The organism is Candidatus Zixiibacteriota bacterium (assembly GCA_022865345.1).
In the GTDB taxonomy this organism is placed as follows: Bacteria; Zixibacteria; MSB-5A5; order MSB-5A5; family RBG-16-43-9; genus RBG-16-43-9.
Genome location: JALHSU010000194.1, coordinates 43,361 through 57,060 on the forward strand (window position 1 = coordinate 43,361; position 13,700 = coordinate 57,060).

A 13,700-nucleotide genomic window follows, 5' to 3' on the forward strand; every position below is an offset into this window, starting at 1 on the left:
GTGCAGACTTTTTAGCAAGAAATGACCGTGAGCTATGCCTGGTGAATTGATATCAGGAAGAAATTAAGAAAATCGACCTCCACTTGGGCCATGACTTTGACGACGGAGTTTTCACCAGCATATTCTGTAGTGATATAGTCTACAAAAACTTACATGCCAGCTATTGCCCCGGGAAAGACTAATCAGTCCATTTTCAAGATCGTTTTTTTGAGCTGCGTTTCGATGATAATATCCTCTGGATCAAGAAGTTAAGAGAATTTTTTGCCTTCTGTTTTGATCGTGGAGATTTAACGCAGTCAATTGCGAATGGCACTCAAGATTTGTCAATAAATTTATAAAAAATAGTTGACAAAGAAAAACTAATATAGTAATTTCAAAGCTTAAAAGTTTTTATCAGGACGAGAAAACGAAAATAATATCTTGAAAGTCTGATTTAAAGGAGGTGTAAGCTCTAACATATCGTTTTGTTTTTTCCCGAACCCTTATATTCAAGGAGCAGATATGAGATTTAAAAATCTGGTTATCTTTTTCTTTCTGATTTTTCTCCTGATTTACCCTTTAAATAGTCATTCTTCTGGACTAACTCCTTCAGGCGTAGGAACAAAGGCGCTTAGTTTAGGCGGGGCTTTCCGGGGGCTGGCAGATGACTGGAGCGCTGCATTCTGGAATCCGGCCGGACTTGGCTTCCAGACAAAATCCGAGGTTAATTTTTCCTTTATGGTCTTAAGCCCCAGACCAAAGTTCACCCCGGATGTCACTTTCAATGGATGGGAAGTCGGTTATAAAAATGGTACCAAATGGTACCCGGAGGACAAAACTTTTTCCTTGCCCAGTTTCAGCGGATTTTTAAAATTTCCGGAATTGAATGGATTTGTAACTGGACTGGCTTTTTTCACCCCTTACCACAGCAGTTTTGAATGGGATTTGTTTGATCCCTTGCCAGGTTATAACAATAATATCCTCTACCCGGCTATAGACCACAAAGGGGATCTCACGGTTCTGGACTTTCACCCCAGTGTAGCCAGACAATTTATGGAAGGGAAACTCTCTCTGGGTGCGGGGATAAGCATCCAGAAAGGCGATTTAACTTTAAGAAAAGTTGATCTTATTCCCAGTGATCTCCCTTATCCTTACAACAGCAGGCCTCGCGACCTTTTTGCAGTAGACAACAATTTCGAAGGGTCTGGCTGGGGGGTGGGAGCCAATATCGGTTTATTATACAAGGCTTCTCCCAAGTTTCAGATAGGGATTTCTGTTAAAAGCCCTGTGACTATAAAACTGTCAGGGACCAGGAGCCTTACTACATACCTGCCGAATGATTCTGCCACAGCCAATCAGATCGAGCCGATTGACCCGGTTGCTGCAAGCCACTTGAGGGGTTATACTCTAAGCTCATCTTTTGACTCTGAGACCAAGTTGAAACTACCCGCAGATTTAGGAGTCGGGGTTGCGGTTATGCCTTATTCCAACCTTACTTTGACCCTGGATGTCAATTTAACCACCTGGTCCAGCTTAAAAGAGCTTAAATTCGAGGAAAAAGGGACAGACCCTTTAACCGGTAAAGAGATAACAGAATATACTGTTCCCTTTGAATGGAAAGATGTAACCAGGTTCAGTTTAGGATTGCAGTATATGCCCCACAAGAGCTTAGCCTTAAGAGCCGGATATTTCCTGGATCCAACTCCTACTCCGGACAAGACCCTCACACCTCTATTCTTCAATTCCGGAGAGAAAAATGGTTATACCCTGGGAGTAGGATATAAAGGGGAATCTATCGAGTTCGGCTACTCATACGAGTTCACCGGTTACAAGGAGAAGTTCTTGAAACCCACAGAGGGTGTGATTCCTTCTTCTCTAATCAATCTTCCCGGAAGATACGAGAATGGAAATCATACTTCCTATTTCACCTTCACCTATAAATTTTAAAAGGGAGAGTTTATGAAAAGAAAAATAGTTCTGCCGATTTTTTTAGTTCTCCTTTTTTACCTGATATTTTCAGGCTGTGCCCAGAGGAAAAACCCTCTGCAGATGACTGTTGAACAGGGCGGGATTTTCGAGACCTCAATTGACACAGCCTTCACCCTGATAAATAACGTCCTGGGTGATCCGTTTGGAAGAACCCTGTTGGTTTACCTTCCCCCGGGCTATCAAGAGGGCGTATCAAAGAACTATAAGTATCCTGTTCTTATGTTCCTACACGGCTTTAAGGAAAATGGATCGAGTTACGACCATTTCTACAGGATCAAAACCATAGCTGACCAGATGATCTCCTCTGGGGAGATTCAGCCTATGGTGATAGTGATGCCGGATGGCTCTGGCAGGTTTGGAGGCAGCTTCTTCACCAACTCGGTCTATACAGACTCTTCTATTTTCGCTGGCAAGTATGAGGATTATGTCACCAGGGAATTAATGCACAAGACCCTGTACGATTTCGGCACTGGTATACGAGGGGTAAATGTGAAAGTTAACGAAAAAGAGTCGACCTATGTAAATATTACCCACCCGGAAATCGTTAGGGACACTGTTTGCTACCAGGATACCACCAGGCACCCGCCTTGCGCAACCGGCGATTCCATACTCATACGTTATCAAACTATCACACGCTATGATACTATCACCGTAACTTGGATAGATACAGTAACCACCATTTCAGACAGCGTCCTATTTCAGCAAAACTTCGGTATCTCCGGGCATGGGAATGGAGGATATGGAGCCTTGAGGATTGCCACAGACTACCCCTTGGCTTTTGGCTCGGTGAGTGTGATGTCTGCTCCTCTTGATTTTGACTCTCTTTTAAACCTTGTGCCCGCATTTTTGCAGAGGAATAAAATAGATAGTTTTCCTGAACGTTACCACCAGATTGATCTAAATAACTTAGATTCACTCAGCTCTCTTTTCTTTGCCATGGCGGTTGCATTTTCACCTCACAACCTTTCCAGTACTAATTACACCACTTTCTTTAAGCTCACCCCCTCAGGCAAAGGAGTAGACCTTCCATTTGATTCTTTAGGTCATACTGTTACCTCTGTCTGGAACAAATGGCTGGAAGCGGACCTGAAGACCAGGATCTTAAACATTTTTTCTTCTGATACCAGTTTAAACCACCTGAAAATCTATATCGATTGCGGTGATCCGGGTGAGTTTGGCTTTAAGGATCAGGCTTTAGCATTTTATAACTCCCTGCCTGCAGTGATCAGAAATAATACCAGCTTGCAAATTTACTCCGGTTATCCTGGGTACCCAGCTTTAGAGAATAGCTTCATTTATGACCGCTTAAGGGAGGTGCTAAAATTTCATTCTGACCATTTCACCGCACCTTAAGTTTTCTTAAATTCTGAAAACAAAAAGCCCCCGTATGGGGGCTTTTTTTATGCTTGTAAACTCAAGGGACCAGCTTCTGAATTATCGAATCTGATACTAAAATCCCTTTCCGGCTAAGTCTTAGCCTTTCTTTTTCCTTTTTAAGAAATTTTTTCTTTATTAACTCTCCGACCTCCTCTTTTTTGAACTTTTCCAGATCAAAATTCAAATCCTCCTTCAGTTTTTTTAAGTCTATCCCCTCAGTCATTCTCATGCCCAAAAGGATAAACTCGTTTATTTTTTGACTCTCGGTGAGCCTTTCTCTAAAATCAATAAGCAAAGAATTTTTCTCAGACAGCTCTACGTACTCTTTAATGCCTCTTATATTCCCCCATCTTACCCCCTGGAAATAAGAATGAGCGCCTGCTCCAAATCCTATATATTCCTTCCCCTGCCAGTACCTTAAGTTATGCTGACATTCAAACCCTTTGCGGGCAAAATTGGAAAGCTCATATTGTCTGTACCCCTGAGCTTTAAGCAGGTTTATACCCTCAAGGTACATTTTCCTTACCTCTTCCTCATCAGGTGGATCCAATTTCCTTTGCTTCCATAGATGATAGAAGGGCGTGCTCTCCTCGATGGTAAGACTATAGATCGATAGATGCTCTGGCTTGAGCTTTAAAGCCATATTTAGATTTCCTCTCCAGGTCTTTAGACTTTGTCCCGGAATCCCAAAGATCAAATCCAGGCTTAGATTATTAAAATACTTTCTGAGTATCTTATATGATTTGATTGCCTGTTCGCTATTGTGAGCTCTTCCTAAGATTTTTAACTCTTTCTCTCTGAAAGACTGGACCCCTAAGCTCGCCCGATTGAAACCTGAATCCTTAAGCTTTTTTACTTTCTCCTTTATTAGAGTTCCCGGATTTGCCTCTAAGCTTATCTCCGCATCCGGTTTGACCTTAAAGGAGCTGAAAACCTTTTCTAAGATTTCGCCAAGTTGAGAAGTTTTTAAAATCGATGGAGTCCCACCTCCAAAATAGATAGTCTCAACAAACATCCTTTCTGGTTGACTGTTAGAAAAGGCCTGAATCTCTTTTAAAAGGGATTTGACATATTCTTCAGCTAAATCGGAGTCTATAACTTTAGAATTGAAATCGCAATATGGGCATTTGGAAAGACAAAAAGGTATGTGGATATATATGCCAAGAGACATATATTTATATTACTAATAAACTTGAAAGAAATAAAGGGGTTTATTTTGCTATTGTGGGGAGAGAGCGTAGGGGCGTTCAATCCTGCGGATCCGTTTCCCGGATTGAACGCCCCTACAAAAATTCAGACACTATATAGTTAGTAGCCGCCCTACGGGCGTTTTAAACTCATCCCCTTACCCCTTCTCTTAACAAGAGAAGGGGAACATTAGTCCCTCTCTTTTTTTAAGAGAGGGATTCAGGGTGAGCTCGGACTGTTAAATGGTTTACAGTCAATCGCCTTAAGGTATTCGACGCAATAACTACTTCTTTGTCCCTTTCGCTTTTTCTTCTTTCATCTTGGCTAACAAATCCTCAGATGATTGACCAACCGTGGCGATCGACCCCATTAGCTGGACGATATGCCATTGGTTATCTTCTTTTATCATCGTCATAGAAAGCCGTAGAAGGGCGCGCATCATTTGTTCTGCGATCACCAGGTCATACGGGACTTCGAAAAGTGCCGAAGCTAACTTACCATCCGGACTGATTTGCATCGAAAGATATCTCAGCTCGTCGAATTTCTCCAGTTTCAGCAATTCCCAATCAACTTCAAAATGCGATTTCAATCCATCTAAATTTTTAAACACCTCGGCTGAATCTGTGCCTAACACCAAAAGCTCTGAAGATTTAGAAAACAAATTGAGAATACCCTCTGTATCCTTGGCTTGTATTGATTTGCTATAGCTAATCGCCACCTCCTCAACCGCCTTTTTCTCTTTAGCGATTTCCTCCGGTGTCATCTTTTGGGGACCGCAGCCAGCAACTAAAGCCACTATCAAGAGCAATGGAATAATACGGGACACAAAACCTCCTTTTAAAAAGTTATGATTAGATATTATTTTTTATCATCCGTTTCTTTTTACCGTCGTTCTCGAACTCATCCCCTGGCCCCTTCTCCCCGCCTTTGGCGGGATCTTCGACTTACAAAGAGAAGGGGGACACAAGTCCCTCTCTTTACAAGAGAGGGATTTAGGGTGAGTTCAGACTGTGATATGGTTTTCCCCAGCCTACCTTTTTGACTGATAGAGCCTTGACTTTGCCTTTAATAAATTGAGAAATTCTTTGTTTGTCAACAGGGAAAATAACAAAAAAAAGGGCGAGGAAACCTCGCCCCTACCTGTATGCTGTCTACTGTTTGCTATTTCACTATTGTCCCTATCCTATCTAGACGCAGTCTATCACCAAGATGTCCTAAATTGTAAAAGATTATCTCCAGAAGAGGGGTGATGTATGGGCTTCTGAATTTGGGAGCGTGCGGGTCTTCTGTCCAGGACCAGTACACGATCATCGCTTTGCCTTTGATGAAACTCCGGTCCAAAAAACCCCATTCCCTGGAATCCTGGCTATTGTCCCGGTTATCCCCTAAGACGAAAAGGTGACCTGCTGGAACTTGAACCGGCCCAAAGTTATCCCTGGTAGAATAATCCTCAGGCAGGATCCGAGAATCTGAATGTTTTGCCAAAAATGGGTCTGGAATCATTTTCCCGTCCACATAGACAATCTTACTCCTGATCTCCACAGTCTGCCCTTCCAGGGCAACTACCCTTTTCACCATATCCTTGCTGGGATTCAGGGGGTATTTAAACACAATGACCTCGCCCGGCTTGGGCTCTTTGTAGCGATAATGAAGCTTATTGACCAGAACAAAATCCCCGGAAAGTAAGGAATCTTCCATTGAGGAAGAAGGAAGCTTGTATGCCTGGACTACAAAAGTTCTCAAAAGGAAAGCAATCAAAAGGGATAGGAACAATACTTCTACAAAACCTATAATTGAAGGTTTCTGCTCTTTTCTTTTCATCATGGTATCTTATCCTCGCGGAAAATACTTGTATTTCACCAAGTAGTTTATCGGTAAAGAAACACAAAAGTTTAAGGGTAAGAGCCCGCGTAGGAACGAAGTTTAAAATGGATAAGGGGGTAAAAGAATGTAGTCGCTCGATTTATCGAGCCAAGAACCCGTAGGGCATCCTGCTAAAAGCGGGACAACTTTGAGGATGACATGTACAAACCTGAAGGTCCAAGATGGATCTTGAGATTTGCCCTACGAAAAAACCAGCCCAATAAATTGGGCAACTACAATTCATCTGGAGGGTTTATCTTTCCACCTGCAGAATAGCCAAGAAAGCCTCCTGGGGGATTTCAACAGAGCCTATCTGTTTCATCCGCTTTTTACCCTCTTTTTGTCTTTCAAGGAGCTTCCTTTTTCTGGTTATGTCTCCGCCATAGCATTTGGCAGTCACATTTTTTCTTAACGGGCTGACTGTTTCTCTGGAGATTACTTTGGAACCTATTGCTGCCTGGATTGCCACTTCGAAAAGCTGTCTAGGTATCAGCTCTCTTAATTTCTGGCACAGGTTTCTCCCCCAGAAATAGGCTTTCTCTCTATGCACGATAGCAGATAGAGCATCTACTGGATCCCCGTTGATCAGTATGCTTAACTTCACCAGATCCGATTCCCTGAAATCTTCCAGCTCGTAATCCAGGGAGGCATACCCGCGGGTAATAGACTTCAGCTTATCGTAGAAATCGAAAATTATCTCTGAAAGGGGCAAATCGAAATGCAGGGATACTCTGGTCTTGTCCACGTATTCTGTGGTTTTATAAACGCCCCTTCTTTCCATAACCAGCTTCATAATATTCCCTATATATTCAGAAGGAGAGATTATCTGGACCAAGACGAACGGCTCCTCGATTTTCTCGACTTTATCCGTTGGTGGCAAAAGGGCAGGATTTTCGACATAGACGATCTTACCATCTTTCAAAGTCACCCGATATTCCACGTTGGGAACTGTGGCAATTATTGGCTGCCCATATTCTCTTCTCAACCTTTCCTGAACAATCTCCAGATGAAGAAGCCCTAAAAAACCGCACCTGAACCCGAATCCTAAGGCATTAGAGCTTTCCGGCTCAAAGGTTAAGGAAGCATCGTTCATCTTCAGCTTATCCATCGCATCTCTTAACTCCGCATAATTCTCAGAATCTGCCGGATAGAACCCGGAGAAGACCATAGATTTTATATCCTTAAAACCGGGAAGCGGCTCAGTTGCCGGATTATTAACCGAAGTTATGGTATCCCCTACTTTGGTGTCGGTGACATTTTTGACATTAGCTATTACATAACCGACCTCTCCGACCGAAAGGCTTTTCGTGGGGACTAATTTCAGTCTGAGATACCCCACCTCATCCACATCATACTCTTTCTGGTTCGAAAAGAATTTTATCCGGTCTCCTTTTTTTAAGGAGCCGTCTTTTATCCTGATATAGGGAATAGCGCCCCTATACTGGTCAAAAACCGAGTCGAAGATCAGTCCTTTTAATGGATTTTTATCCGCTCCTGAAGGGGGCGGAATCTTGATGATTATCGTCTCCAAAATCTTTTCTATCCCAATCCCCTGCTTGGCTGAGGCCAAGATTATCTCCTGTTCCTCTACTCCTAAAAGCTCTTTAAGCTGGTTTTTGACTAAATCGATCTGCGCACCTGGCAGGTCAATTTTGTTAATTATCGGGATGATGGCAAGGTTGTTCCCCTGGGCTAAAAACAGGTTAGAGATGGTCTGGGCTTCAACCCCCTGGGAGGCATCCACCACCAAAAGGGCACCTTCACATGCGGCTAAAGACCTGGACACTTCGTAGGTAAAATCAACATGTCCGGGCGTATCGATCAGGTTCAGGATATACTCGTTTCCTTCCTCGTTCTTATAGTCCATCCTGATGGCATGAGCTTTAATGGTTATCCCTCTCTCCCTTTCCAGGTCCATATTGTCCAGAACCTGCTCTCTCATTTCTCTTGGAGGTAAAGTATGGGTAAACTCCAATAGCCTGTCAGCCAGAGTGGATTTGCCGTGGTCGATATGGGCAATGATGGAGAAATTTCTTATATATCTCTGATCCATATTTAAACTTTCTTTCCCATCTTCAAAACAGTTATCATCTGGGTATGGATCTTACCATTTGTGGCTAAGATATTTTTCTGGTAGATGCTGAATCTTTTACCTGAGAAGTCAGTAACTTTTCCACCTGCCTCTTTGACCATTAAACTTCCAGCCGCTGTGTCCCAGGGAGAAAGCTTCAGCTCCCAGAACCCGTCAAAGATTCCTTTTGCCAGATAACATAGGTCCAGAGCCGCAGCCCCAGCCCTTCTTATTGCTTGAGCACGCAGTGCAAAATTTTTGAAATGGTCCAGATTATTAATCTGGCTTTCTCTTATATCGTAAGGAAACCCGGTTGCTAAAAGACTCTTAGAAAGGTCCCTTTGGGCTGAGATTTGGATTCTCTTTCCATTCAAAAAGACACCTTTATTCTTCTCAGCCACAAACAGCTCATCCAGAACCGGATTATAAACCACTCCCAAAATTATTTCTCCCTCTTTTTCTAAGGCAATCGAGATACAATATACGGGAAACCCATGAGCGTAATTGGTCGTGCCATCCAGAGGGTCGATTATCCACTTATAATCTGATTCTTTTTCGTATCCTTTGCTCTCTTCAGTCAGGATATTATGTTCAGGAAAATTTTTTCGGATGATTTCAATAATAGTGTCCTCAGAGAGCCGGTCCGCCCCTGTAACCAGATTCACCACCCCTTTATACCCAACCCTTTTAACCCTGCCTCTGCACTTCTGAACGATCTCCCCACCTTTAAGAGCCGCCTGGATTGCTACTTTTCTGAATTGGCTTACGTGTTTCACCTTTACTCCTTCTCCTGTGGGAGCTAATATAATTTTTGGGCAAGCTTTATGCAAGGAAATGTAGGGGCGAACTTTGATGGTAGAACAGGCATTCCTGCCTGTTCAATATAATATAAAAAGAAAAATGGAAGGCTGAAGCCTTTCTCTACAATAGATTGTAGGAGCAATTCATGAATTGCCCCTACAGGATACTAAGAATTTTGGCTAATACTTATGTAAAGCTGAAACCTTTTCTCAGCAAGGTGGTGGTCCGCCTTTAAAAAGATAGTTAACTAAATACACTACATCGGAAACAGTTACTTTCCCATCGCAATTAGCGTCTCCGGACTGAATTGGAATAGGGGTTTGACCCCCTTTGAACAGATAATTTACCAGATAAACCGCATCCGATACAGTTACTTTGTGATCACCGTTAGCATCACCGCACGTGTACTCATATTGATAATCATATTCATACACACCCATATCCACTCTGCAACCTCTTATTCTGGGTTTAAAGTCAAAATCAAAATCGGGTAAACCTGAAATATATTTGTCTCCTGCATTAACGCAAGGGGAGTTTTCCTGCAAGTGGTAATCAGTGTCCGGATTGACAAACATAGGATTCCTGATAATGTTGTGATAACTGTCGCAAGGGATTCCATTGACATTAGTTCCCCAGGTGGTATCTCCAATTTCGGGAGGAGGATATCCCTCAGCATCAAAATTACCATCAGCATTGTTCCAAACATCATTATGTGAAATACCATAGTAAGAAGAACAGTTCATGAAACTCATCCCGTGACCATCGTTGTTAACGATAATGTTGTTGCTAACATTATGAGTACAAACATTCCATATAAGCATTCCATCAGATCCATTGTTTGAGATGGTGTTATTAACAATTCTAGGGCTACCGCCGCTTTCTATGCATATTCCACCACCACCGTCATCGCAACTATTTAGAATAATCAAGTTATTCACAATTAAGGGGCTTGATGTTCCCCTGCAAGACATACCACCTCCCAGTTCCCACATCCCTCCCGGCTCGCTAGGGATGTGATTGTTAATAATCAAATTGTTCATTATTGTAGGTGATGAAGAAAAGCAATAAATGCCTCCACCATGGCGTTGCCACCTTCCCAGATAAAAGTTAGTTCCTGTGCCGCCAGTGATGGTGAATCCTATTAAAATAGATATAGAATCCTCGCCTGAAACAAAAGTTACCACACTGCCTGAATCGGGATTAATAGGTTCACTTCCATCAATTATAGTTGCTTCAATAGTGGCAGAGTTATGGTCATAGATAAAATGGCTTGCTACAGTTATAGCTTTGCCCCGGAAATTTATATTCTCATAATAAGTTCCAGGCGCAACCAAAACCGTATCTCCATTCGAAGCAGAATCAATACCTTCTTGAATTGTTTGAAAATCAACCGGAATCCGGATAACATGCGGGCTAGGGGTAAATGGCTCCAACCGGAAAAGCTTCCCTTCACCAGGACCCAGATAGACTGTAAACATGTCACCTATTCCATTTACCATACCAACTTTCGTGTTGAGGTACATATCTCTGATATAGAATGGACCACCTGCTTTGCTTAAAAAGACATCGTAATTTGCTCCTTCGGTTGCCAAGCATTCACGGTTAACCAGCATAAAGTAGCTGGTATCGCCGGTTTGATTCTCAAAGAATCCGACCTGCACCCAATGGGGTTCATGCCCAGGTGACCTGATGCTGTCGAGGTAACTGCCACCGCAGCCATGGAGGTCATTGTTGTTGTAGGAACTGTCTAAGCAGGCATCAATCCAGTCGAGGCTCCGCAGCGTTGTGCCGAGGGAATCAAGCCAGAAATTAATCTGGACAACCTCAGTTAGCAAAGTCTCTGGTTGGCTCGAATAAGGATTTGGACCGGGGTAGGTCTCAATAGGCACCCAATCCTGCACATCTTCGTTCCACCATAGCAATCCACTTTGCCAAGCCGGATTTTGGGGGGTCCATTGTGGGTGACTTGAGTACCGAAAGTACTCCATTCCTTTGGCACCATAAGCCAAGGATAAGTAAACGGTGGTCCTTAGCTCGCTGTTGTGCGAATATCTCCACCAATAGGGGTCCCTGAGAGTTTGGGCCACATACCACCATTCGATATTATGTTCGCGTGCGGCTTCAGCCGCTTGTCGGATGCGCCAGGTAAACAGATTTAGCAGGTACTGAAGAGATTCTGGAACAACCCAGGTAGCTATAGGGTAATCATCATAACATATTTCATGTGGTTGTACCTCATCCGCAAACTTTTTAGGATGATGCCAGGCTGCATCTCCTGTTGCTTGAATTCCCGGAACATAGTTGAGTGAATCAAGTAGATGGCTTATCTCTCTGTTGGTTTTGTAATGCACATAGGCGGGTTCGTCACGCAAGTACCATCGAAATAAAGATGTTCCATGATATTGATTTTCCAACGTTGATACTTGTGCAATAATCCTATCTTGATAGGTTGGACTGTGATTCATTAAGGTATCGTAAATGCAATCATAAACTTCGACATAATCTATGAAGAGATCAGTATTCTTAAACCAGTGAACTCTGTAATCGACCGAATCATTTCCATAAGGGATTTGGTTGTGGAATGACAGTTCAAATATCCGGTATTGCCCCAGAGTGAAATCCCCGTAGAGAAGTAGGGAATCCGCCACTACGCTATCTCTTACCGCGTTCATATAATGAACCTCAATACGTGCAACTGAGTCCAAAGGTTGAGCACCAGGTGTTACAGGAACCTTAAGGTTAAAGCGGGCATAGTATATTAGTTCATAATAACATCCCCACCAGCTATTTGAGCAGAGCATCTCTCTGCTATAATCAACGATGCAACATGTGTCACGGATTCTGTCACAGTCGGGTTGTTCATGCCAGAGTCCCCACAATACCAACCCACCATTATGGGTTACGCTGTCCTTAGATTCGAACCATGCGTATCCGTTGCCAGCGTCTGGGTCTTGCACCTGATTGCCATATCCGTTGTGATCCAAACGAGTACTGAGAAAGCGGATTTGATCTCCTGGATAAGGTTGATAGTAATCTCTGAGATTATGTCTGTCGGCTTCATACTTACTGTACAGTCCATTTCCCGGCTGCAAGTAGATGTAGTCTATCAAGTTAAGAGTATCGACCGAAGCTGAATCATAATCTGCATAAGTAAATCCCCAGGGAAGGGAATGAGCGCAATTAAAACCGTGACTTTTTGTTTTATCGAAATAGGGATAAGACCTAAAATCTGGTGTGTGGAGAGGACCGTAGACACCACGATGAAAATTCGGTTCAAAGGCCACTACTGAGGTAAAGAAGAAACCGAGAAAGAGCAAAAGAAACCAAAAGACAGCTCACGAAACCTTGAATGTGCTCATTTTAGCATCTCCTATTTTGACTTATATTTTCAGTAAAATAAATATTATACAAAAAGTCTTATGACCTTTACAAGAGGTTAAACAATTCCTTGGCTATTTTTGCCTCCTTTAAAAGTTTAGGAGATAATAGCTAATCATCACTTTTTCAGCCTAAAGCTATTTCAATTTAGAATTTCAGAATGGTAAAAGTCAAGGAAAAATATTTGAAAAAAGCTAATGGCGGATGACGAAAAAAAAATAGTTTTGTCATTGCGAGGTAGGCACCAAAGTGGTACATACCGAGGAGTCCATCTGACCGACGAAGCAATTCTTAAAGGGTTAACAGATTGCTTCGCCTCCATATGGGACTCGCAATGACATCATTAATTTTTTTATTTAAAATCCTTGACAAACCCTGTTTGGATTTTTTAAAATAGACTCATATTATGAAATTCATCTGCGATGACAATCTAGGGAAGTTAGCCAAATGGTTGAGAACCCTGGGGTATGACACCCTTTTCAGCCAGGAGATAGAGGACACCGAGTTAGTTTCAACGGCTTTAAAGGAAGAAAGGATAATCCTGAGCCGGGACCAGCAGCTTAAACGGTTCAAATCCGCAGAGAAGAATCTTTTCCTCCTCTCTTTGAACCAGCCCCTGGAGCAGTTGAAAGAAGTTCTGAAAAAGTTCAACCTTAAACCTGAGGAAAAAAATCATTTTACCCGCTGCATTATGTGCAATACCGTATTGGTTCCGGTTCCTAAAAAAGAAGTAGAGAATAAAGTCCCGCCCTTTGTCTTCAAGACCCAGGAGAAATTCTTTTATTGTTCTAAATGCAATAAGCTCTTTTGGGCAGGAACGCATGTAAAGAATTTGAAGAAGGAAATAAGCGAACAGGGTATGCTGTAGTTGCTCGATTCATCGAGCTTTTTTTATGTTGCGCCTGGCACTTGCCTGATAAATCAGGCAACTACAGTCTCTTGTCTTGACCTACACTTTTGAGAATGGTAAAACAGACATTCCTGTCTGTTCCTGTAGATAAGTGAGACGATTTCAGGTTGCGAACTCACCCTGAATCCCTCTCTTAGAAAGAGA

Annotated in this window: 9 protein-coding genes; 3 read left to right on the forward strand and 6 right to left on the reverse strand. The window is 42.6% G+C overall.

Annotation, left to right across the window (positions count from 1 at the left end):
* The first annotated feature begins 501 nt into the window (after positions 1-501).
* Complete coding sequence (locus MUP17_09795; GenBank protein ID MCJ7459272.1) at positions 502-1,926, forward strand: outer membrane protein transport protein; 1,425 nt, start codon at positions 502-504, stop codon at positions 1,924-1,926.
* Positions 1,927-1,938: 12 nt separating this feature from the next.
* On the forward strand, positions 1,939-3,321 hold the full coding sequence (locus MUP17_09800) for an alpha/beta hydrolase-fold protein (GenBank protein MCJ7459273.1): 1,383 nt from the start codon (positions 1,939-1,941) through the stop codon (positions 3,319-3,321).
* A gap of 61 nt (positions 3,322-3,382) precedes the next feature.
* Here the strand turns inward: MUP17_09800 and hemW are convergent, their stop codons facing one another.
* From hemW to MUP17_09830, 6 genes are all read right to left on the reverse strand, one after another.
* Complete coding sequence (gene hemW / locus MUP17_09805; GenBank protein MCJ7459274.1) at positions 3,383-4,516, reverse strand: radical SAM family heme chaperone HemW; 1,134 nt, start codon at positions 4,514-4,516, stop codon at positions 3,383-3,385.
* Positions 4,517-4,816: 300 nt separating this feature from the next.
* The gene (locus MUP17_09810) at positions 4,817-5,359 is read right to left on the reverse strand and encodes a nuclear transport factor 2 family protein (GenBank protein ID MCJ7459275.1); all 543 of its coding nucleotides are present in this window, start codon (positions 5,357-5,359) and stop codon (positions 4,817-4,819) included.
* A gap of 335 nt (positions 5,360-5,694) precedes the next feature.
* Positions 5,695-6,354: a signal peptidase I gene (lepB, locus tag MUP17_09815; protein ID MCJ7459276.1), complete on the reverse strand. Its 660-nt coding sequence runs from the start codon at positions 6,352-6,354 to the stop codon at positions 5,695-5,697.
* Between the two features lie 295 nt (positions 6,355-6,649).
* A complete protein-coding gene (gene lepA, locus MUP17_09820) occupies positions 6,650-8,449 on the reverse strand; it encodes a translation elongation factor 4 (protein MCJ7459277.1) in 1,800 nt (599 codons plus the stop codon).
* Positions 8,450-8,451: 2 nt separating this feature from the next.
* The gene (locus MUP17_09825; GenBank protein ID MCJ7459278.1) at positions 8,452-9,243 is read right to left on the reverse strand and encodes an inositol monophosphatase; all 792 of its coding nucleotides are present in this window, start codon (positions 9,241-9,243) and stop codon (positions 8,452-8,454) included.
* 234 nt (positions 9,244-9,477) lie between these two features.
* The gene (locus MUP17_09830) at positions 9,478-12,585 is read right to left on the reverse strand and encodes a right-handed parallel beta-helix repeat-containing protein (GenBank protein MCJ7459279.1); all 3,108 of its coding nucleotides are present in this window, start codon (positions 12,583-12,585) and stop codon (positions 9,478-9,480) included.
* 467 nt (positions 12,586-13,052) lie between these two features.
* On the opposite strand from MUP17_09830, the gene MUP17_09835 reads away from it, so the two are divergent.
* A complete protein-coding gene (locus MUP17_09835; protein ID MCJ7459280.1) occupies positions 13,053-13,514 on the forward strand; it encodes a Mut7-C RNAse domain-containing protein in 462 nt (153 codons plus the stop codon).
* Positions 13,515-13,700 lie beyond the last annotated feature (186 nt).

Coding starts and splice junctions, on each gene's coding strand:
- lepB (MCJ7459276.1), bottom strand. CDS start 6,354: ATGAAAAGAAAAGAGCAGAAACCTTCAATTATAGGTTTTGTAGAAGTA.
- MUP17_09795 (MCJ7459272.1), top strand. CDS start 502: ATGAGATTTAAAAATCTGGTTATCTTTTTCTTTCTGATTTTTCTCCTG.
- MUP17_09800 (MCJ7459273.1), top strand. CDS start 1,939: ATGAAAAGAAAAATAGTTCTGCCGATTTTTTTAGTTCTCCTTTTTTAC.
- hemW (MCJ7459274.1), bottom strand. CDS start 4,516: ATGTCTCTTGGCATATATATCCACATACCTTTTTGTCTTTCCAAATGC.
- MUP17_09835 (MCJ7459280.1), top strand. CDS start 13,053: ATGAAATTCATCTGCGATGACAATCTAGGGAAGTTAGCCAAATGGTTG.
- lepA (MCJ7459277.1), bottom strand. CDS start 8,449: ATGGATCAGAGATATATAAGAAATTTCTCCATCATTGCCCATATCGAC.